Genomic DNA, 20,500 nt, shown 5'->3' with positions numbered 1-20,500 from the left:
CAGTACCTATGTTACTCTTCCCGGCCGTCCCTGCAGGCCCGCTTAAACTCGGACTCGGCCTTGGTGAGTACGATGATCCAGAGCAGAAGATGCGAACAGCAACGCCGGCTCGCTTTCTTAGGGCGTTTTCTATGATGCCGACCCGTTTTAGGATACATTCTTTCGGGTTTTCAATTCACCAGGCAGGTCATGAATGCCCCGGCGGCACAGAGGAGCTTATAGGCCTTGCTGCCGAGGCCGAATTCTTTGATCTCCTTGGATCCCTTTCGACCCGTCACCAGTATCCCGTTATTGCCGCTTTCCAGTTCGGCCAGAATATCTCTGGCAATTCCCTGATCCTGCGCTTTTATTTTCAAATCGATATTCCGCTCAGGGATACCGGCTGCTATGAGCTTGCTTTTGCCTTCTTCCATAGCCTTTTCGGTGCGTTTCAGGGGTACGTTGATATCCTCCATAAGCCGATCCCTTTCCACTTCAGAAGAAGAGTGAGACAGAAACTTTGTGATATCATCCGCCTGTATGCTGAACGGAGGAATTACGTGAAACAGGGTGAATCGGCTTTCATTTAAATGGGTAAAGTGGTTTACAACATGATCGATTATCCGCTGTCCGACCGGTACTCCCACCATGCATATCAGAAGATTTCGGGAATGAACGCGATGGTCCACAATCCAGACCGGAACTTTCTCTGAGGAACAGGCCACCCGATAAGAAATGGATCCCATTACATGACGACCGGCGGTGCTTGCACCAAAACGCCCCAGGCCGACAGCGTCGAACCCTTCCGATGCTGCAAAATCGATCATCGATCCTGCCGGATCGCTGCAATTCTCTTCAAGAACAGTGGAAATCCGTTCCCCTTCGATCCCTGCCTCGATTAATGTGGATTTGGCCCTATCCAGGCAGTGTTTCGATTCTAAATTCAGCCGTCTGACATGTCCTTCCACATCCTCGCGATCGAGGTGGGCGAATTTAGAGAAAATGACGCGCGGATCGGGTGCGCCATGAAAGATCCCGATGCGGCCCCCCCGGTTCCCGGCGATCAACTTGCCCACGGCGATGAGAGAAGTTCTTGAAAAGTCGGAGTCATCGACTCCAAAAAGCACTCTGGTGGCTTCGGTCATTTTTTCGCTCCATTTTCGTGTTTTTGGTCGATTTTTGCGTTTTCAGCAGGCACCCCTGTCTTGTCCCTCTTGCAGAGAAGTTACAACCAAAGATTCTAAGTTTCTAAATTATTTTGTCCTGAATCATTTTGCAACCTCTCCCAAGGCGGCCTGACGGCCGCAACCAAAGAGGCATGGTGCAAATCCCGGCAATCTTTGAGCGCTGACCGATGAGGCGCCAACTTCTCCGCATGGTGTCCCGCAAGGCGGGATTATAACCAAAGATTCTAAGTTTCAAATTATTTTGTCCTAAATCATTTTGCAATCTCCCAGGGCGGCCTGACGGGTCTATTCATCCGCGTCTTGCTCATCATATTTGGGAATTCGAAGGATGAATTCACTCCCTTTACCCGGGGTACTGTCTGCTTGGAGCATTCCCCCGTTTAATTCCGCGTACCGCTTCACATTTGAGAGCCCCAGGCCGAAACCGCGAAGCTTCCTGTCCCGAACCTCCATCACCTCTTCAAAAGGCTTAAGGACCAGGTCAAGTTTTTCTTTTTCCATGCCTTTACCGTTGTCCGCGACCTTGATATCCACAAAATCATTCTGCATTGATATGGCCACCTGAACCCGGCCTGCCTCCTCGGTATACCGGATGGCGTTATCTACCAGATTAAAAATGGCCTTGTTTATGATGAACGGGTCGGCTTCAACCGATATTGCCTGGCCGGGCGCCTGAAGGTTCAGAGAGACATCTTTTTCCTCTGCCTCAGGTTTGAGGGTTTCACAAACCCTTTCGACAATCTTTACGACGTCGAAAACCTGCGGCGACAATTCCTCGACAAGATCCGCCTTCATGTGCTGGAGCACCATTTTCAAGTCATGTTCGAGCCTCTCGCAATTTTTTAATATGATATTGAGACCCTCTTTTTGTTCGGGAGTTACCGCTCCCATCTTTCCCTCAAGGAGGCGCCTGGCGAAACCGCCCATGGCAACCACCGGCGCCTTCAGGTCGTGGATGAGATGGGCCAGAAAATCTTCAGGCACACAAGTCTCTTTTTCATTGGAACCCATTCCTCCCTCCATGACATCCAAAGAGATCAAGAAAGCCAACCCCTGATATTGTACAAACCACAATTTTTTGCCGGCCGCAATAATCTTTTGAACGAGGTTTTACTTGAATCTTGAACTGGCTGATTTTACAGCCTCCCCAAGCGACCCCCACGCAAGCTCAACGCCCGCTTTAAGATCTTCCCATGCGTCTTCACCAGCTTCCTTGAGTTCTTCAAGCTTTTCCTGGGCTGATTCCTGTTTTGACCGCAACTCCTCGATTCGCTTGTAATACTCAAGCTGTGCATCGGCATCTGCCTTGTCGGCTTTTGCCTTCATCTTATCGATGTCGGCTTTCCATTCGTCCAGCTGTGCCTCTAATTTTTGTTGATACGCTTCTTTCATACCCATGGTTTTATCCTTTCTGATTTAAGGGTTAAGGTGTTTTGGAACCTGTGACAAAAAAAGGTTCTATCCAATATTTAGCCGAGTCTTATGCCAGTGTAAATAGGTGCAATCCACTATTTGAATTATAAAAAAGAGGCAGACGACCCTTGGACAGGGCATCATGAAACATCATATATCCAGTTCGATTCGCAGAGACAGGAATTTCAGCATGTCTTTGAGCGTCACAACACCGACGAGCCGACCGTTCTCCGTGACCATGAGACGGCTTGCACCGGTCCGGTTCATTAATGAAAGGGCCTCGACCGCATCCATATCCGGCGAGATGGTGTTTTCCCTGGAGCAGGGATTTTTCAGGTCCCCTATCCGCTTTTGATCCCATTCCTCCCGGGGCACCTCCTTGATCTGTTGGGTGGTGATACACCCGTCAAGCCTGCCGGAGCCATCCACAACCGGATACAACTTGTGATGGAAAGCATACACATAGTCTTCCACGAGCTGTTTTATGGTCATGCCGGGGGATACGGTGATGGGATCGCTCTTCATGAAACGGCGCACGGACTCGCCCTCCAGGGCCCTTCGAGTGAGCAACTGCTGGTAGGACATTTTGGCTGCGCTGTAGAGGAACATGCCGATAAGAAACCACCACATCCCTCCGATGAAATTCCCGGCAAAGACGTTGAAAATACCGAGGCCAATCAAAAGAATGCCGAAACCGGAACCGATCCGGGCGGAGACGCGGGTTGCCCAGCGAAGATCCCCCTTGACTCCCCAGAGAACGGATCGGAGCATCCTTCCCCCATCCAGCGGAAATGCGGGGACGACATTAAAGGCGGCCAGGAGCGCATTTATAAAAGCAAGATACTGGACCACACCGTTCACGGGATTGGGCTGGCCTTCAGTGGCGCCGGCGATATAGATGACATAGAAAACGCCGGCAAGGAGGATGCTGGTGACGGGACCCACAACGGCCATCATAAACTCGGCCTTGGGGCTCGGGGGCTCGTCCGACATCTCGGCCATTCCACCGAAGATAAAGAGGGTGATCCCTTTCATTTGCATGCCATATCTTCTCGCCACCAGAGAATGGGAAAACTCATGGATGATAATAGAGAGAAACAATCCCAGCGAACCGATGATTCCCATGATCCAATAGGTTCGGGTTGACAGCCCTTGGTATTGGAACGGAAACAGCCCGGTTGACAGAGACCAGGCGATAAGAACGGCGATGAAGACCCAACTGAAGTCGATTTTTACCTGGAAACCAAATAACTTAAATAGATTGAGCTGTTTTCCAAACATACGTTTCTCCTTTTGTTGGAAAAGCATCATGCCGCGGCCGACCAAGCTGGCCAACGACAGATCCATTCCTCGCAGTCCATACCCAATGTCATTAACTTAAGGCTCGGTTGGCCGCCTCTGTTGTTTGGTGTATCCCTGTAAGTGCGGCTGAAGCCGCACCTGCCTGCACCCGTTGGGGCTTAAGCTAATGATACGGCGTATATAGCTTAATTCTGCTGTTGTAAATACCACAGGTGTTAGGGACCTGAGAATCACCTCCAAAGATTTTTTTGTGTGGCGAATAATTAGTACCCGAACGGAAACCCCGAAAATCAAGAAACAGTGAAATATGAGAAGAGGTTCTGTTATTGTAAAATTTGTTCCATCAATTTTCAATTTTCAATTCTTGAATATTCAATAGTGCCTGAACGGGGTTTTCGTTCAGGCACTAATTATGCAATTCAGAGCCGAAATGCTCCGCAAGTTTAATGACCCGGTCCAACCTTTCCTCTACTCTATGCCAATGCATTCTCCCAGCCGGAATCCATAGCAAAAAGGCAAGGGCTTCGGGCCAGCTGAATTCTTTTGCGTAATTCCCTGAAATCCACCTCATCGGTTATGCTGAAAATGGTTATGGCGGAATCGCCCGAATCAATTCGCAGTTCCTCTTCGGAATTCGCCAGTCTGAACTTGACGTTCGGGACCCTTGCCAGCTCCACTACCGCCTCCATGAATTCCGAAGCTTGTTGATCTTCCCCTGCTTTTGACAGAAAGGCGGTGAGAACCATGCCTGTCTTCCAGTTTCGTTTCAGTTTGTAAGCCAAAAGAAAGGCCAGATCCGTTTTTCCCAAGTCTACACCGATCCGCCAACCGTTATCCGGACGGTCCATGATTAAATGAACACCCCCACCTGCTGATCGACCAAACTCTTCACCGGAAACAAGCAAGGCGCCCAGCTTGTTTTTCCGGGCATCTTGAATGATTCGGTGGATTTTTTCTTCTCGCTCGCCGTTCTCGGGAAAAGGAAGGAAAATCATGCTTGAGCGGAAAAAAGCCCCGCCAAGGGCTTCAAGTCCGGCCGCGAGGTTTTCACTGAATGTTGCGGCGTCGACTACCGTCCAGGTCGAAAAAATCTGATTTTCTTCAAATTTTTGTGTCAGGGCAGGAAGGTTTTTCGTCATTTCATGATAATTTCGATCCCCGGTCAGGCCGAGCAAGCGAACAAAGCCATTGGGTCGAGCGATGTCCCGCAGCAGAGGGATGACGTTTGTAATTTCTTGCGAGTCCTCAACGGGAACCAGGAGATTTGCCTTCCACGTCTTCTCGCGAGGACCGGCCAGGCTTGCGACTTTTCCGGCGGCCCATTCGGCCAAGGCGGTGAACAGGCCGCTGCGTACATCGCCAAAAGGCGCCTTGATACGCTTATGAACCAGATATGTATGCAGAGCGATCACCACAGCAATGGCGATGCCCCCAAAGGCCGCATTGACTATAAACATGGCAAAAAGACATCCCGCTGTTCCTATCATTGGCACCAATCGGGGAATACGCAAAAGAGGCCGAAAGCTGACCAGCTTGAGGCTTTGCTCGATGAGCACCACAACGTTGATCGTGGCATACGTGGTCAAAAAGAACATGGTGATAAGGGGCGCAATGGCATTGAGGTTTCTCAACATGAGGGCAAGCAGCACGATTGCACCGGTCAGAAGCAAGGCGTTTCGGGGCTCTCCCTTGGATGTGCGAACAGTAAACCAGTCACTGGCGGGAAGGATCTTGTGTTCGCCCAGGGCTTGCAGGATGCGCGGAGAGCCCACCAGCGAGGAAAGGGCCGAAGAAAAAGTCGCTCCCAGCAGACCCGCTAAAACAGCAGGCCCCCAAACGGCACGATCAATCATCACATTGTAGTTGTTGAGCAGTTCTTTGGTGGGTACGGCTGCTGCCAGCCATACCGCCAGCAAGATATAAACGACGAAACATATGCCAATGGCGGCAAGTGTTCCCACGGGAATACTTTTGCGCGGATTCTTCAAATCTCCGGACATGTTGGCTCCCGCCATGATACCTGTCGCGGCAGGGAAAAAGACCGCAAAAACCACCCAAAAGTCAACGCCTTGGAACGCTGTTTCCGGAGAACCGGGAAAAGTACCCCACCATTGCACATTCTGACCCCAGGATGTGGTAAAAACCGAGGCACCAACAGAAATCAACGAAACGATTATCGTGACCAGGATCACATACTGGATTTTAAAAGCCAAACTGGTGCTGATGAAGGCAATGGTAAATAATACAACGAATGTCCCAAGATCGACCAGCACGGGCGAATGATCAGGAAAAATCCACAGCCAACCTGCCCGAAAACCGAATATATACATGGACACGGCCAAAGCCTGCGCAAGGTAGAGGGGGATGCCGACACTGCCGCCTACTTCCAGGCCCAACGATTGTGAGATTACGGAAAATGCGCCCCCTGCACCTATTCTTATATTGGTGGTGATGCTGGACAAGGAAAGGCCCGTGCAGAAAGTGATGGCAAATGCAAGAGAAATAATGAGCAATGCCCCCAGAAGTCCGGCGTTGCCGACCACCCAGCCCACCCGCAGATACATGATCACGCCTAAAATGGTCAAAAGCGTCGGTGTGAAGACCCCGCTGAACGTTCCAAAAAGCTTCCTGGAAGGTTTGCCGGTGATCTTTTCCTCGACTTCCTTTTGCACCGCCCGATCGGCGCTCGCAGGCCTTTCCAGTTCGGCATCTTTAGACATATCGGTTTTCGCGACCTCCGTTTGTTTTACTTACTCCTAAATTTCTGTCACTCAGTTCAGGGCCCCTCTTATCCCTATAACGGATACTCCGGGTCAACACAAAGCCATCATAAAAACCGCCGGACACAGAAACAGACCCGAGCGTCGCCTCGCGCCGTATCCATCACCTGATTGTTCCGACACCAATGCGCTTCCCCGGGAATACCACGGGTTGTGTATTAGGATTCCTCATTGTTTCCCTCTTTCAGCCTCCACCGCTCTGTCAAATCAGGGATGGATTCGCTATGGGTCAGAATGACCATCTCGTCGCCTTTTCGAAGACTGGTTTCCTCATCTGCAAGAGAGAACCGGCCTTCTCGATAATAACAAACGACCCGGGCATTGCCGGGAAGGTCGAGTTCGGCGATCCGCTTTCCCTTCTCTTTATCTACGGTGAAGGTAAAGAATCTCGCCTCTCCTTTAATCACCGTGGAGAGCTCCAGAATATCCACACCTTCCACCATGTCGGCCAGATAGCGGCTGATGGTCCGGGAGGGCACAATGGCGTCTTTGAGATCCAGCTCCCGGCAGATTCCCTCGAATTCAGGGTCTTGAAGACTCGGGATGACCCGTTTGAAGCCCAAAGATCGTCCGACCAGGCTCGATATCAAATTTGCCTGATCGCTGTCGCTCAGGCAGAAGAGCACATCGGTCTGATCCGGACCCACCTCGCGCAGAATCGCCGGTTTGCTTCCGTCTCCATTAAGAAAACTGCAGTCCAGAATATCCGAAAGTTCCTCGATCTTTTCCGGGTTATTTTCGATAATGATCACCTCGTGGCCTCGTTCGATCAGCAACTCAGCGGTCCTTACGGTGATTTCACCGGCACCTACAAAAGCAATTCTCATCGCCTATGACAACCTCCTTCCGATCCAGGTCCCGGGATAGACCATCACCAGCCAGGCCAGTATTTCCAGTCTTCCCAGGAGCATGTCAACACAAAGAATCCCTTTGAGCAACATCGGCATCTCAGCACCGACCACCCCTGCCGAAAGTCCGACCGTCCCTGTGGCGGAAACCACTTCGAAAAGGGAATCCATGGGGTCATATCCCACATACAAGAAAGGCAGCCATGAAATGAGAATGACCGCCGCAAACAGCAGAACAATGAGTAAGGCTTCCTGAATCCCCGTCTCTTCCATGCGCCGGCCGGCGATCCGCGGTTCAACCACCGCATGCGTGCTGGCGCAGGCCCGCCTGAGGAACACGCGCAAAAGGCTTATGATCATCAAAAGGCGCAGGATCTTAAATCCGCCGGCTGTCGAACCGACGCCGCCGCCGACAGCCATGATCATAATCAGCACGAGCTTGGCGGCGGCGTGGAGCTGCGACAGATCCATGCTTGAGAAGCCCGCCGTCGTCTGGGCGGAAAAAACGACAATCGGGGCATGATGAAGCGCCTGCATCCATCCGGTGTCTTGTGTCACGACCAGGCAAACGCCAAGCAACAGGCTCGCCACCCCGCCCATGATCAGAAGCCCGCGCAATTGCAGTGCGTCGATGGCCGGTCGAGGGCCTTTTTTATACAGCCTGGAATAGAAACTCAGAGGGAGCGCACCCGCCAGGCAAACCAGGATAACGGAAAAGTGAACAACCGGACCGTCCAGTGCAGCCAGGCTGGTCTCATGAGGTGCAAACCCCCCAGTGGAGACCGACGCCATCGTATAGAGCAGCGCGTCGAATAATCCGACCCCCTGGACCCATAAAAGCAGGATGCCGCCCCCGGTCAGAATGGCATACACGACCAGCACCCGGTGCGCATGGGCTTTTGTACCGCCCACCAGATCGTCTTCCATGTCTTCGGTGAAAGCGATTCTCTTGGCTGTCGCCCCCGGCCGGAAGAGGAGGGCGAGGGAGAAAACCACGATTCCGAGGCCGCCGTACCACTGCATCCAGGTGCGCGCGAAAAGAAACGTCTGCGGCATCCCCTCCGGTCGTTTCACCGTGCTGAGACCGGTGGTGGTGGCTGCGGAGATGGCCTCAAAGAGGGCATTTGGAAAAGACAGTCCGGAACCCATCATGGGGAAAGACATCACCAGCGGCGTTACGAGGAACATGAACGCCACAAGGACCATGGCTTCGTTGACCTGAACCTCCCGGGGCGCGGGCATCCTCCCAAGGATTCCGCCGGTCCCTGCCAACACGACAATGACTATCGCATATCTGAAAGCAATCGGCGTCTCACCATGGATCAGCGATACGGCCAGCGGCACAACCGTCAGCGCAGCGACCACCAGGCAGAGCTGCCCGAAATACTTTGCCAGGACCGGGAAACGGACCGCATAGCTGAGACCGGTTGCTTGTTTTGACACTTATCCCCTCATCTATCTTGCCTGGGACCGTTAGCCGTCATTCGGCATCTGCCTTGTCGGCTTCTGCCTTCATCTTATCGATGTCGGCTTTCCATTCGTCCAGCTGTGCCTCCAATTTTGTTGATACGCTTCTTTCATACCCATGGTTTTATCCTCTCTGATTTAAGAGTTAGGGTGCTTTCGAATCTGTGCGGGTTTAAAAAAAGGGTGCCTATTGGATCACCTCCCTCCATGATCCGCCTCCCAAACATATCTTTTTTCCTTTCGGTAAACAGATGACAACGCCTTTAATCGAACCATCCATCCCGAAATGATCGTCATTTCCGCAAACAGCGGGCTTTAACCGTCCACCCAGATGGTAACGGAATGTCCCGGCTGAAGAATCCCATCCTGTTCCGCTGAAACCCCGTGTCCGGAAGACAGAACCATCTCCTTTGGACCAGGCTTGAAATCGGGAACATGTTGGTTTGTCTCCGAAAAATTGCAAACCACGCTCACAGATCCGCGGGTCATGACCAGCCAGCGTGCGGCCTCGTCAGAGTGCACGGACGTATTCTCCATCCGCCCGTCGGTCAATGCGGGCAGCCGACGACGCAGACGGATGAGAGACCGATGCCAGTCAAGAAGCGCATGGTGCGGGGTTCGTTTCAATTCGTCCCAGTCGAGCTTGGATTTGATAAAGGTTTCCTCGGCCTGAGGATCCGGGATATCGTCAGGGTTCCAGCCGAAGGCTGCAAATTCCTCCCGCCGTCCGCGTTTCACGGCCTCACCCAGTTCTGTCTCGGCATGTTCGGTGAAATAGAGAAAGGGGGTTGAGGCACCCCATTCCTCGCCTTGAAAGAGCATCGGCACAAAGGGACCGGCCAAGACCAGGGCTGCCCCGATCTTGAGCTGTTCCGGTGAGAGCAAATGGCTTGTTCGCTCACCTAACGCACGGTTGCCTACCTGATCGTGGTTCTGAAGGCAGCCGATGAACCGGTGTCCTGAAATCCCCGCGGCGGTCCGCCCATGACGACGATGACGATATCGGGAGTAGCGGCCGTCATAAACAAACCCCTGGGTCAGGACCTTGGCCAGATCGGCCAGACGCCCGAAATCCTGATAATAGCCGCTCTGTTCTCTGGTGAGGGCGGCGTGAAGGGCGTGATGGAAGTCCTCATTCCATTGGGCATCGAGGCCGTACCCCCCTATCTCCCGGGGCCGCACCCCCCGGGGATCGTTAAGGTCGCTTTCGGCGATCAGTATCAGATGGCGACCCAGTTCAGCCTCGAGAGTCTCCACCTCATCGGCGAGCTGTTCCAGGAAATGGACGGCGGAGGTATCCAGAATGGCATGGATAGCATCGATACGAAGACCATCCATATGGTAATCGCGTAGCCACATTAAGGCATTGTCAATAAAAAAGCGCCGCACCTCATCGCTGTCAGGGCCATCCAGGTTGACCGCCTCCCCCCAGGGTGTTGCATAGTGGTGGGTGAAGTAGGGCCCAAATCGGCCCAAATAGTTGCCTGCCGGACCCAGGTGGTTGTAAACCACATCCAGGATGACGGAAAGGCCACTTTCGTGACTCGCATTCACCAAACGCTTAAGTCCCTCCGGGCCTCCATACTCATGATGGGGCGCATAGAGATCGACCCCGTCGTATCCCCATCCGCGGTTCCCGGAGAATTCCCCCACGGGCATGAGCTCCACGTGAGTGACACCGAGGTCGACAAGATAATCCAAACGGTCAATGGCCGAATCAAACGTACCCCTCCGGGTAAATGTGCCCACGTGCAATTCATAGATGACGGCCGACCCGAGCGGGGGGTGCTGCCAGCCCTTATCCGACCAGACAAACCGGGTATGATCGACCCATCTCGACGGACCGTGAACACCCTGCGGTTGCCAGGGAGACCGTGGATCGGGAAACGGACCCTCATTTTCCACATAAAACGCGTAATCCACGCCGTGTTGAATGGACGGGGCGTCCACGGTCCACCAACCGGCCCCATTCCGGGTCATGTCTATTCGCCCCCCCTGGCTCTCCAATTCCATCGAGCGGGCCCTGGGCGCCCATATTGATATCTCAGTCATTTTGAATATCCGATATTAAGCTGGAAAGCTCAAAGCTTAAAAGCCGAAAGCTCAAAGCTGAAAGGTCAAAGCACCCCATCCTCATGTTCCCCAACATCCCGCGATGGGTGATATGGAGTCTACGATTCCAGGCTTATTTGTTCTCACGTCTCATCTCCCGATCCCAGATCCTCCCGGTACTCAATATCTAGGAAACGTCATTTCGAACCAAAAGGCCGACAGGGAAGCGGGCCAGAATGTCCCTGACCAGCAGCGGCCCGCCGGGCCATTCGTCATGGGTCAAAATGTTGTGCCAGTGCCCGGCCGGCAGTTCCAGCACCGTATCCGCCCAACCCCCCTGCAATCCGATGACAAGCCGCGGTGCCACGGAGACAGCGGCTTCCCCCCGAAGGAACGCGACCACATTTTGGGCCTTTGTGCCGTGTGCATACAGGGGCCGGTAGGCGCCCTTTGGGCCGAAAATTTCAGGTCTTCCGCGTCGCAGATGGAGGGCCTGCCGAATCACCCAGAGCTTGGGCAGCCCTTCATCCATCCGCGCCAGAATGGCTTCCGCAGAAAGGCGGGCGGCGTCTTCCAGCAGACGCCGGCGCAGGGCAAAATCCACCGGCCGTCGATTGTCCGGATCCACCAGGCTCAAGTCCCACAATTCTGTTCCCTGGTATATGTCGGGGACCCCCGGTGAGGTGAGTTTGATGAGCGTCTGTGCGAGACTGTTGATCCTTCCGGGGAGTATGAGATCGGCCACCAGACCCTCCAGATCGGCGCGAAAGGATTCATCTTCCATTACCGCAATGGCGAACTCACGCACAGTGCGCTCGTAGACCTCGTCCGGCCGGGTCCAGGAAGTGTATATCTTGGCTTCCCGGACGGCCTTCTCCAGATATGCCGTGATGCGTGCCACATCGATGGGCCAGGCCCCGACCACTGTCTGGTAAAAAAGATATTCAATATTGCGATCCGGCAGGTCCCCCCTCCGATGCCGCTCATTGTGGTCGGCCCATCTATGCACCGCATGGGTCCAGCGCTCAGGAATTTCGGAGAGCACTGCCAGCCTGGCGCGGACATCCTCGCTCCGTTTAGTGTCGTGGGTAGTGGAGGCGAGCATCCCCAGTGGATGCTCTCTTTGCGCAATGGTGCAGGCGTCATGGAACTGGTCGAGAGAAACTCCGAAGCCGCTCGGATCTCCCCCCACTTCGTTGAGGGCGACCAGACGATGCCAGCGGTAGAGGGCGGTATCCTCGACACCCTTGGCCATGGCCGGACCGGTCAATTGCTGAAACCGCATGGCGAGTTCGTTTTCCAGAGGACCGCCGACACGGAGAAGAAGCAGATCTTGAAGGAAGGAAAAGAGGTCGGCGTCAAGATCGGGCCGCTCTCTTGTGGCGCCCTCGATGGCCTGAATGACGGAAATTTCGTCTTCCCGGGTGACGGTTTTTCTGGATGCGGATACGTAGGACCGATACACCGGAAAATGGACCGCGGTCTCGCGCAATGCCCAATGCAGTGCGTGGCGTGTATAGTCCCGATGCCGGCGATGCCCTTCGCAGATATCCAGGAAAAGGCTGGTGAGACGATTGAGCTCACTTTCAAGAAGGTCCGTGAGCACCAGACGCTTGCTCTCATGCACCAGGTCGGTAAAATGGATCTCCTGTTCTGTAAAATTCTCATAAACTTCCGTCAGACCTTTTTCGCCTGCCGGATCGATAAAGAGCCCGTTCATCAGGTTTAGGAAATCATAACCGGTAGTCCCGGCAATCGGCCACTCCGAAGGAAGTTTTTCGCCCTGTGCAAGAATTTTTTCAGCAACAATCCAGGCATTCGGGCAGGCCTCCCGCAATCGATGGAAATACTCGGTCGGATCGCGCAGTCCGTCAGGATGGTCGATGCGAAGTCCCTGGACCCATCCCTCCTGTACCCAGGTGATAAGGAGTTCGTGCGTGGCGTGAAAAACCTCCGCATCCTCTATTCTCAAGCCGACCAGATCTTTGATGTCGAAAAATCTCCGGTATCCCAGCTCCCGGCTTGCCGTACGCCAGAACGCCAGCCGATAATTCTGTTGATCGATGAACACATCCAACGCATCCGGGTTATGGTTCAGGCACGCAACTTCGGCGGTTATCGCTTTCCCGGTTTCCGGTGCCTCATGGCAGAGTCTGGTCAGCAGGTTCAACAGTACCGCCTTATCCCGGTGGCGGCGTTCCACCGCCTGCCTGGCGGTGACGGTGGGACGCGGCAGGCGGCTGTGGCTCTCCGCAAGAAAGGCAAGGAGTTCGGATCCGCACGATCCCGCCGCTTTTCTGAGTAGCTCTGCCAGGCTGGAAGGATCCGTCGGGAATACATGGTCCTGATAACGAAGAGTGAAAGATCCGTTTCGGTGCGACAGCCGAAGCTGACCATCCTCCAGGATGCGGCCATAATGGTCGCCCAGGACCGGCAGGAGCACCTTGTTGGGCCAGCGGTCATCAGAGGACTCCCAGTCCACGTCAAAGTAGGTCGCGTACCGGCTTGAAGGGCCGTTCTCCAGCACGTCCCACCACCAGGGATTCTGCCGGCCCGCAATGGCCATATGGTTGGGGACCACATCACTTATCTGTCCCAGACCTGAGGATTGAAGCGCCTGGCAGAGACGGGCATGGGCTTCGGCGCCCCCGAGTTCCTCATTCACCCGGGTCGGATCGACAACGTCGTACCCATGGGTACTGCCGGCGGCAGCCTGCAGGTAGGGGGAGGTGTATAAATGGCTGACGCCGAGATCGCTTATATAAGAGATGATATCCGCAGCCTGTTGGAAGCCGAAGTCCTTAAAGAGTTGAACGCGGTATGTCGCTGCGGGGTTGTCCATGGTCCTGTCCTGTTTTGTCCAGGATGGAAATCGATTTCAAAGACCCTGGACAGGTGAATATACGGGTTCGGGCACCCCCGTTATCTTTCTCTGCTCACGATCTTCATTGTCAATGGCGCGTAGAACACACAATGCCCGCTGGTCCAGTTCCATCTCCGCATCCGCTTCAACCGTGATTTCTTCTTGAGCCCTCCATCCGGAGATCGTGTCAAAAACAATCTCCCAATGCCGCCCCCATGTTGAACCGGGAAGCTTGAAGCGGAGCGGTTCAAAGTGGGCGTTGATGATGATGTAAAAGTTTTCGTCCGTGGTGGGATCGCCCCATGGATTCGGGTTGGGAATGGTTTGTCCATTGAGAAAAATTCCCAATGAATTGGCAATCCCCTGTCCCCAGTCCTCCTCGGCCATCTGCTCGCCTTCCAGGGTAAACCAGGCAATATCCTTGACTTCACCCCCGTGAATGGGTTTTCCCTGAAACCAGCCTCGCCGGGTAAAGACGGGGTGGTCTTTGCGGTAACGGATGAGCTCCCTGCAAAAGGCAAGAAGACCCTGGTCGATGGTCTCCCAGTCGTACCATGAGATCTCGTTGTCCTGGCAGTAGGCATTATTGTTTCCCTGCTGCGTGCGCCCGATTTCATCTCCGCCCAGGAGCATGGGCACGCCCTGGGAAAGGATCAGCGTCGCAAGTAAGTTGCGCTTCTGGCGATCTCGCAGGCGGTTTACGTCGGGGTCGTCCGTATGACCTTCCACACCGCAGTTCCACGAGCGATTGTGATTCTCCCCGTCACGGTTCTCCTCGCCGTTGGCCTCGTTATGTTTTTCGTTGTAGGAGACCAGGTCGTTGAGAGTGAATCCGTCGTGGGCCGTGATGAAATTAATGCTGGCGTTCGGCTTTCTGGAGGTGCTTTCGTAAAGATCGGAACTGCCGGTGAACCGAAAGGCGAATTCACCCAGGGTCTGGGGTTGGCCACGCCAGAAATCACGGACGCAATCGCGATACTTTCCGTTCCACTCCGACCAGAGCGGAGGGAAATTGCCCACCTGATAGCCCCCTTCTCCCACGTCCCAGGGTTCCGCAATGAGCTTTACCTGGCTGACGGTCGGGTCCTGCTGGACCAAATCGAAAAAGGCGGAGAGTTTGTCCACTTCGTGGAGTTCCCTCGCCAGGGTGGAGGCGAGATCAAACCGGAAACCGTCCACATGCATCTCCGTCACCCAGTACCGGAGGGAATCCATGATGAGCTGGAGCACGTGGGGATGCCTCATGTTGAGGCTGTTTCCGGTGCCGGTATAATCCATGTAATACCGAAGATCGTCTTCCATGAGCCTGTAATAGGCGCCATTATCGATCCCCTTTAAAGAGAGCATGGGCCCCAGATGATTTCCCTCCGACGTGTGGTTGTACACCACGTCCAGGATCACTTCCAGGCCGGCCTCATGGAGGGTTTTTACCATCTGTTTGAATTCCTGGACCTGCTGCCCGAGCTGGCCTCTGCTGGAGTAGTCGTTGTGGGGCGCCAGATAGCCGATGGAATTGTACCCCCAGTAGTTGCTGAGACCCCGCTCCATCAGGTGCGCATCGTGAATGAACTGGTGGACCGGTAGGAGTTCTATGGCCGTTATTCCCAGGTCAACGAGATAGGCGATGGCTGCGGGATGAGAAAGCCCGGCATATGTCCCGCGGATTTCAGCCGGGATTCCGGGGTGACGTGCGGTAAATCCCTTTACATGGACCTCGTAGATGATGGTTTGGTGCAGCGGTATTCCCAGCGGCTGGTCGGTTCCCCAGTCAAAGAAGGGATTGATCACAACGGATTTGGGAACGAAAGGGGCGCTGTCATCCTCGTTGACGGATCCTTCAGGATCTTTGAATCGATAGGGAAAGACCGCCTCATTCCAATCGACCGCTCCCTCCATGGCCTTGGCATAGGGATCGGCCAGGAGCTTATTCGGGTTGCACCTGAGACCCTCCTCGGGCGCCCATGGACCATACACACGAAACCCATAGCGCTGCCCCGGCTCTATTGCCGGGAGATATCCATGCCAGCAGAAACCAAGGATTTCGGGGAGATCCACACGGGTCTCGGCCCCGGCTTCGTCGAAAAGACACAGCTCCACCTTTTCAGCGGCTTCGGAAAAGATGGAAAAATTGGTCCCCACGCCATCGTAGGTGGCGCCCAGGGGATACGGCTTACCCGGCCATATTTTCATGTTGAGCGACCTCGAAACGGATACATTGTTGAAAATTTATGTGAGGGGTATCAGGGCCTCTCATACCTGCCCATCAACTCGGCATGTTCAAGGATATGGCCTGCCATGGCATTTTGTACATCGGCCTTGGTGGGTTTATCCGCGAGTTGCAGCGTTGTGTCCAGGGCATACAGTTTGAAGAAATATCGGTGCTCTCTGTCCGGGGGGCACGGCCCGGAATACCCCTTCTTGCCGTTGGTGCCGATTCCTCCGATGCCCCGGGGGTCATTCCCTTCCACGATTTCACGAAGGTCGGGGGGCATATTGAAAACCACCCAGTGGTCCCACATGCCGTCTTCCTTCAGGTCCTTGGGTACGTCCGGGTCTTCCATGAGCAGGACCAGACTTCGGGCGTTCCCGGGAACCTCCAGGATGCTCAACGGCGGGTTCACATTTTCTCCGTCACAGGTATATTTGGCCGGGATTTTTCCTTCGTGCCCGAAGACCGAACTGGTCAGTTTCATCGCTTTCCTCCTTTACTGTTACTGGTGTTTTTGGTGATATATCGTCTCACTTATTTGGTTTGACTGGTCTGATCCGCGTACGGTCAAGACTCGCGTGTAAGGCCGGAAACCTCAGACATTCTATTCGAGACAACAGATTCAGTATCACTCCGGAGCATATCCTCAGCAAGGTGTTCCGGATTGTTTCGGTTTGCCTTGGTGAACGGCAGGGGCGTTTCGTTGGGGAGATAATCGAGGTTTGCATCGGTTCTTTTCCGGGGGTTGTTCTGTTATGGTGAACAGATCACGCCTAACGCGGTGCAACCACAACCAAAAAATATCTCACACAGAGACACGGAGACACAAAGATTTTTTTGTCCAAAGGCTATTACCGAATAACGGACTACCGCCCGGCAGGGCTGGGTTTGTTCTGATCCTGAATCTTTCTTCCAGGATCGGAACAGACCCATCAAGACTTCTTCGCGTCCTTCGCGCCTTGGCGGTTCACCAAAACTTCTCCGCAAATTGCGTAGAAGTTGCAAACAAAGATTCTAAAGCGCAAAGAACGGAAAAAATCAAGGGCTAAACGCATCTCTAAAAACCTATTCCTCCTCTTTTATGGTAGCTCCCGGCTTATCCACGATCTGGACGGTACTGGCCTGCGGACCTTTTTCTCCCGGTTCTTCCACGTACCGGACCCCGGTGCCCGGCTCAAGCCTCTCAAATCCGTCGCTGAGCACGCTGTTCTTATGAAAATATATTTCCCGCCCATCCAGGTCTTGTAGAAAACCGTATCCCTCGTCTCGAAAAAGTTTGGATACAAAGGCCCCGGTTGACTGCTGGGCGTGTTGTTTTGTTTCTCCCCTCTGCTTTTCAACAATGGTCTTCAGTTGTCTTCCGGCCGCCTCAAAAGCATCCTTTAAGACCGCCTGCAACCGGTCGTGAATATCTCCTTCACTCGAATCTTTGGACACCACGATCTCATGACCCGGAGGAATCTTTATATTGATACGGATGCGGAACGGGTGCCCTGAGCGCTGATGTTGATGGCGCCGTTCTACGGCGATGCGACAACTGGTGATATGATCATGCAAGCGCTCGATCTTTTTCACCTGGTCTTGGATAAGGGTATCCATTGCCTCTGTTTTCCGGATGCCTCTGAAGGAAATCTCAAGCGGTATAATCATCTGTTCCTCTATGGTTTTTTTGGTCGACTCGTGATGGGGGCTCTCAGCTCTCGGACAGGGATCCAAAAGACCCGCTCAAAACAGGATTGCCGGTCTGGGGGCCCTTTACCGATGACCATTTTCCCAATACCTTGGCCAGCCATAATAGTCGTGTAATACCATCTCAAAGTTTCTTTCCAGCGGTGTTTCCTGATTGTACTCCGGGCAGTCCTTGACATCCTCTTCGCCGATGCTGGTATCAATCGTTTTTTTGCTCCAGTCAATATCGGTTACGCACTCCGGTATAATCAGAATTCTGCGGCCTTTGATCTGATACCATTTCGAGATGTCCACGACCAAATAGCGCACGACCCAGGCGGGTGTACTTACCATACACTCATGGAGGTGGCCTATCTCTTGACCTCGGGCCAATATCGCATAATCGGCTAATTCCTTGATCGACCTCAGGAGGCGCTCTTCCGGCTCTTTTTCTGTTTTGTCATGGATCTCCTGCTTCATTTCGAATGCCAGATGTGGATAAGGCACCGCCCCCCAGGGTTCCATGCCGATCCAATACGGGGGCCAGCCAAAATTCTTGAAATATTCCCTCTCATATTTGCGGGATACCGGCGCATCCGTATCCAGCGGCGGACTGGACGCTATTTGATCCCGGGTCATTTTAACCGGAATATTTAACAATGCCGGTTCGGGCTCTCCCAATGCAATGGGAGAGATGAGCACCTTACGGCCCGGGAGCCATTTATGGGTGTTGGCAACCATATACCGAATACACCAGTGCCTGTCGTCAACCAGCAAATCCTTGCATCGGCCGACTTCTCCGTCTTCGGCCTGGATGACGACTTCCATGAGATTGCGGGTACTCCAGAACATGAAGGCCCTCCTTTTTTGGCGTCGATACCTTCCAAATCGGATCGTTTGCGGGCGTGACGGATCGACCGTTTTCCAACCCGAGAAAGCCTGAAATCTCAAACAGTGAGGTGGCAGGAAAACATATCCAAAATCAGCGCCACATAAAACGGATGCAAGGACGAGACATGACGGTTTTTTAGGGTCCCGAATCCTGTTTAATTTAAAGACCTATCCCTCTCCTTGTCCTATTTATTTCGGGCGGATTATTATTGTTGCCGGTCCGTCCCAAGATTGTGTAAGACAAGCATCGGGACCTGAAGGATTCGGCATGCATTCGCACCAATCCGGATTTAATACCTCCGGCCTCAGGCCAGTTTATCCCTTAGCGAGCCGGCCTGGAGGGTTCTGATATTTTTTCCAAAACCTCCCCCGCCAGTTCCTTTTGCAGGTGTACTGCCAGATCACCGAGAGAAACTATCCCGGTCACCTTACCGTCCTTGTCTTTGACAATCACCCGACGTATCTGATTTTTTTCCATTAAGTCGACGATCGTATTTATGTCGTCCTCTTCATCTGCACTGACGGGATGTTCCGTTACCGCCTCCATGACCTTATGTTTTTCCGGGTCAAGGCCCCGGGCGGTACTGCGAATAACGATGTCACGATCGGTTATAATACCGACAGCCTCGTCTTCGGCACCAACAGGCATGGCGCCGACGTTGAGGGCCTTCATTTTTTCGGCCGCTTTCTTGATGGTGTCATTGGCAGAAACAAACTCGATATTGGGGGTCATGATTTCTTTTACTTTCATCCTTTTCTCTCCTTTCCTGTTTTTGGTTTTGAGTCTACCCCACTGCTCCGTTGAGCGCATTGGGGATCATCAGATATTGATTCTGTAAGTAAAACGGAGAGATAGACTTTGAGACGACAAACAGGGGCCGATTTTTTTTGCTCCTCATGCTCCTGTAAAATTCATAATTGCTGTCACCCTGGATAAAGAAAAAACAGGCCTTTTGGTTGTTCCAAGAGAAGGCCGGGGATATCCCGCCCACTGTGTGTTTCCGGTAAAGTCCTATAGTCTACTCTCGATGCCCCATATCTGCAGTATTCTCAACTCCTGTAATTTCGGGGGTGCTGTGCAATCTCTTTTTAATTTTGTGGATTCTGTCAACATAAATGACAGTCTCTCGACTTCCATCTCCATTGACCGCGGGCAGGGTTGTGGCAATGGACGGCCATGTATAGGGATTCAAGCCCTTTTTTATGGCGATTTTTTGTGCCTGGAGTATGGTATGCTTCCCCGCATTATATGATGCAAACATGAAGTTGAGCCTGTCTTTAAAGTCGCGATCCGCTGACCACAATTCCCATAATATCTTATCATAATATATCCCTGCCTCAATATTCGAACGCGGATCGGTGATTTTACCCTGAATCCTGGCGTTTTTTTGAATAACCTCGGTAAACGTATTTGGCAGGAGTTGCATCAGCCCGAGCGCGCCATTCGGCGATCTCGCCTGGGGGTGAAGCCTCGATTCTGCAATGGCTTGGGCCTTGAAATAGCGCCAGTCAAAATGCGTTCCGAAGTATTTTCTGGAATATTTCCGAAAATATTCGTCAAAATGATTCTTATGTAAAGATTGTTCGAATGCTTCCGCAAATGAACACGTCAATAAAAATAATAACAAAATCGGCGGAATTATCCCTAGTAATCGTCGCAGCATTTTATTCGCTCGATATCAGGCGGTATTGATCGCTCGTGCCAGTATCGGAATCGGGTGGGTATTACACCGGATTGCTGTGCCTTTGGTATACCTCACAACCACCGGTGAGATCAGATGATCATACCCACGCGTAACCCGACCCCCGCGATGCACCAAGTCTCTTTCCGTTTCCCAGGT

General features: G+C 53.1%; 15 protein-coding genes. All 15 read right to left on the bottom strand.

The annotated features are described in order from the left end of the window. Positions 1-170: 170 nt before the first annotated feature. The 15 genes from K9N21_06795 to K9N21_06725 all read right to left on the bottom strand — a co-directional run bounded on the left by K9N21_06795 (position 171) and on the right by K9N21_06725 (position 20,323). On the bottom strand, positions 171-1,124 hold the full coding sequence (locus tag K9N21_06795; protein MCF8143612.1) for a universal stress protein: 954 nt from the start codon (positions 1,122-1,124) through the stop codon (positions 171-173). A 327-nt stretch (positions 1,125-1,451) separates the two neighbouring features. After that, positions 1,452-2,177, bottom strand: a complete 726-nt coding sequence (locus K9N21_06790) for a HAMP domain-containing histidine kinase (protein ID MCF8143611.1) — start codon at positions 2,175-2,177, stop codon at positions 1,452-1,454. 99 nt (positions 2,178-2,276) lie between these two features. After that, a complete protein-coding gene (locus tag K9N21_06785) occupies positions 2,277-2,564 on the bottom strand; it encodes a coiled coil domain-containing protein (protein ID MCF8143610.1) in 288 nt (95 codons plus the stop codon). Between the two features lie 165 nt (positions 2,565-2,729). Beyond that, positions 2,730-3,860 (bottom strand): site-2 protease family protein, encoded by a 1,131-nt coding sequence (locus K9N21_06780; protein ID MCF8143609.1) that lies wholly within the window; start codon positions 3,858-3,860, stop codon positions 2,730-2,732. A gap of 494 nt (positions 3,861-4,354) precedes the next feature. Then, entirely contained in the window at positions 4,355-6,601 is a 2,247-nt protein-coding gene (locus tag K9N21_06775) for an amino acid permease (protein ID MCF8143608.1), read from the bottom strand. Between the two features lie 218 nt (positions 6,602-6,819). Continuing rightward, positions 6,820-7,488, bottom strand: coding sequence for a TrkA family potassium uptake protein (locus tag K9N21_06770; protein ID MCF8143607.1), 669 nt, complete (start codon positions 7,486-7,488; stop codon positions 6,820-6,822). A gap of 3 nt (positions 7,489-7,491) precedes the next feature. After that, the gene (locus K9N21_06765) at positions 7,492-8,952 is read right to left on the bottom strand and encodes a TrkH family potassium uptake protein (protein MCF8143606.1); all 1,461 of its coding nucleotides are present in this window, start codon (positions 8,950-8,952) and stop codon (positions 7,492-7,494) included. Positions 8,953-9,291: 339 nt separating this feature from the next. Then, on the bottom strand, positions 9,292-11,028 hold the full coding sequence (gene treZ / locus K9N21_06760; protein MCF8143605.1) for a malto-oligosyltrehalose trehalohydrolase: 1,737 nt from the start codon (positions 11,026-11,028) through the stop codon (positions 9,292-9,294). A gap of 187 nt (positions 11,029-11,215) precedes the next feature. Continuing rightward, positions 11,216-13,870: a malto-oligosyltrehalose synthase gene (gene treY, locus K9N21_06755; protein ID MCF8143604.1), complete on the bottom strand. Its 2,655-nt coding sequence runs from the start codon at positions 13,868-13,870 to the stop codon at positions 11,216-11,218. A 36-nt stretch (positions 13,871-13,906) separates the two neighbouring features. Continuing rightward, a complete protein-coding gene (gene glgX / locus K9N21_06750) occupies positions 13,907-16,081 on the bottom strand; it encodes a glycogen debranching protein GlgX (GenBank protein ID MCF8143603.1) in 2,175 nt (724 codons plus the stop codon). A gap of 50 nt (positions 16,082-16,131) precedes the next feature. After that, entirely contained in the window at positions 16,132-16,584 is a 453-nt protein-coding gene (locus K9N21_06745) for a YbhB/YbcL family Raf kinase inhibitor-like protein (GenBank protein ID MCF8143602.1), read from the bottom strand. A gap of 581 nt (positions 16,585-17,165) precedes the next feature. Beyond that, the gene (locus tag K9N21_06740; protein MCF8143601.1) at positions 17,166-17,750 is read right to left on the bottom strand and encodes an HPF/RaiA family ribosome-associated protein; all 585 of its coding nucleotides are present in this window, start codon (positions 17,748-17,750) and stop codon (positions 17,166-17,168) included. Positions 17,751-17,855: 105 nt separating this feature from the next. Further along, positions 17,856-18,620, bottom strand: a complete 765-nt coding sequence (locus K9N21_06735; GenBank protein ID MCF8143600.1) for a PRC-barrel domain containing protein — start codon at positions 18,618-18,620, stop codon at positions 17,856-17,858. Between the two features lie 361 nt (positions 18,621-18,981). Continuing rightward, entirely contained in the window at positions 18,982-19,410 is a 429-nt protein-coding gene (locus K9N21_06730) for a CBS domain-containing protein (protein MCF8143599.1), read from the bottom strand. Positions 19,411-19,678: 268 nt separating this feature from the next. Continuing rightward, positions 19,679-20,323: a transglycosylase SLT domain-containing protein gene (locus tag K9N21_06725; protein MCF8143598.1), complete on the bottom strand. Its 645-nt coding sequence runs from the start codon at positions 20,321-20,323 to the stop codon at positions 19,679-19,681. Positions 20,324-20,500: the final 177 nt, after the last annotated feature.

The organism is Deltaproteobacteria bacterium, from assembly GCA_021737785.1.
In the GTDB taxonomy this organism is placed as follows: Bacteria; Desulfobacterota; DSM-4660; order Desulfatiglandales; family Desulfatiglandaceae; genus AUK324.
This window is presented reverse-complemented; position numbering and strand designations above follow the sequence as displayed.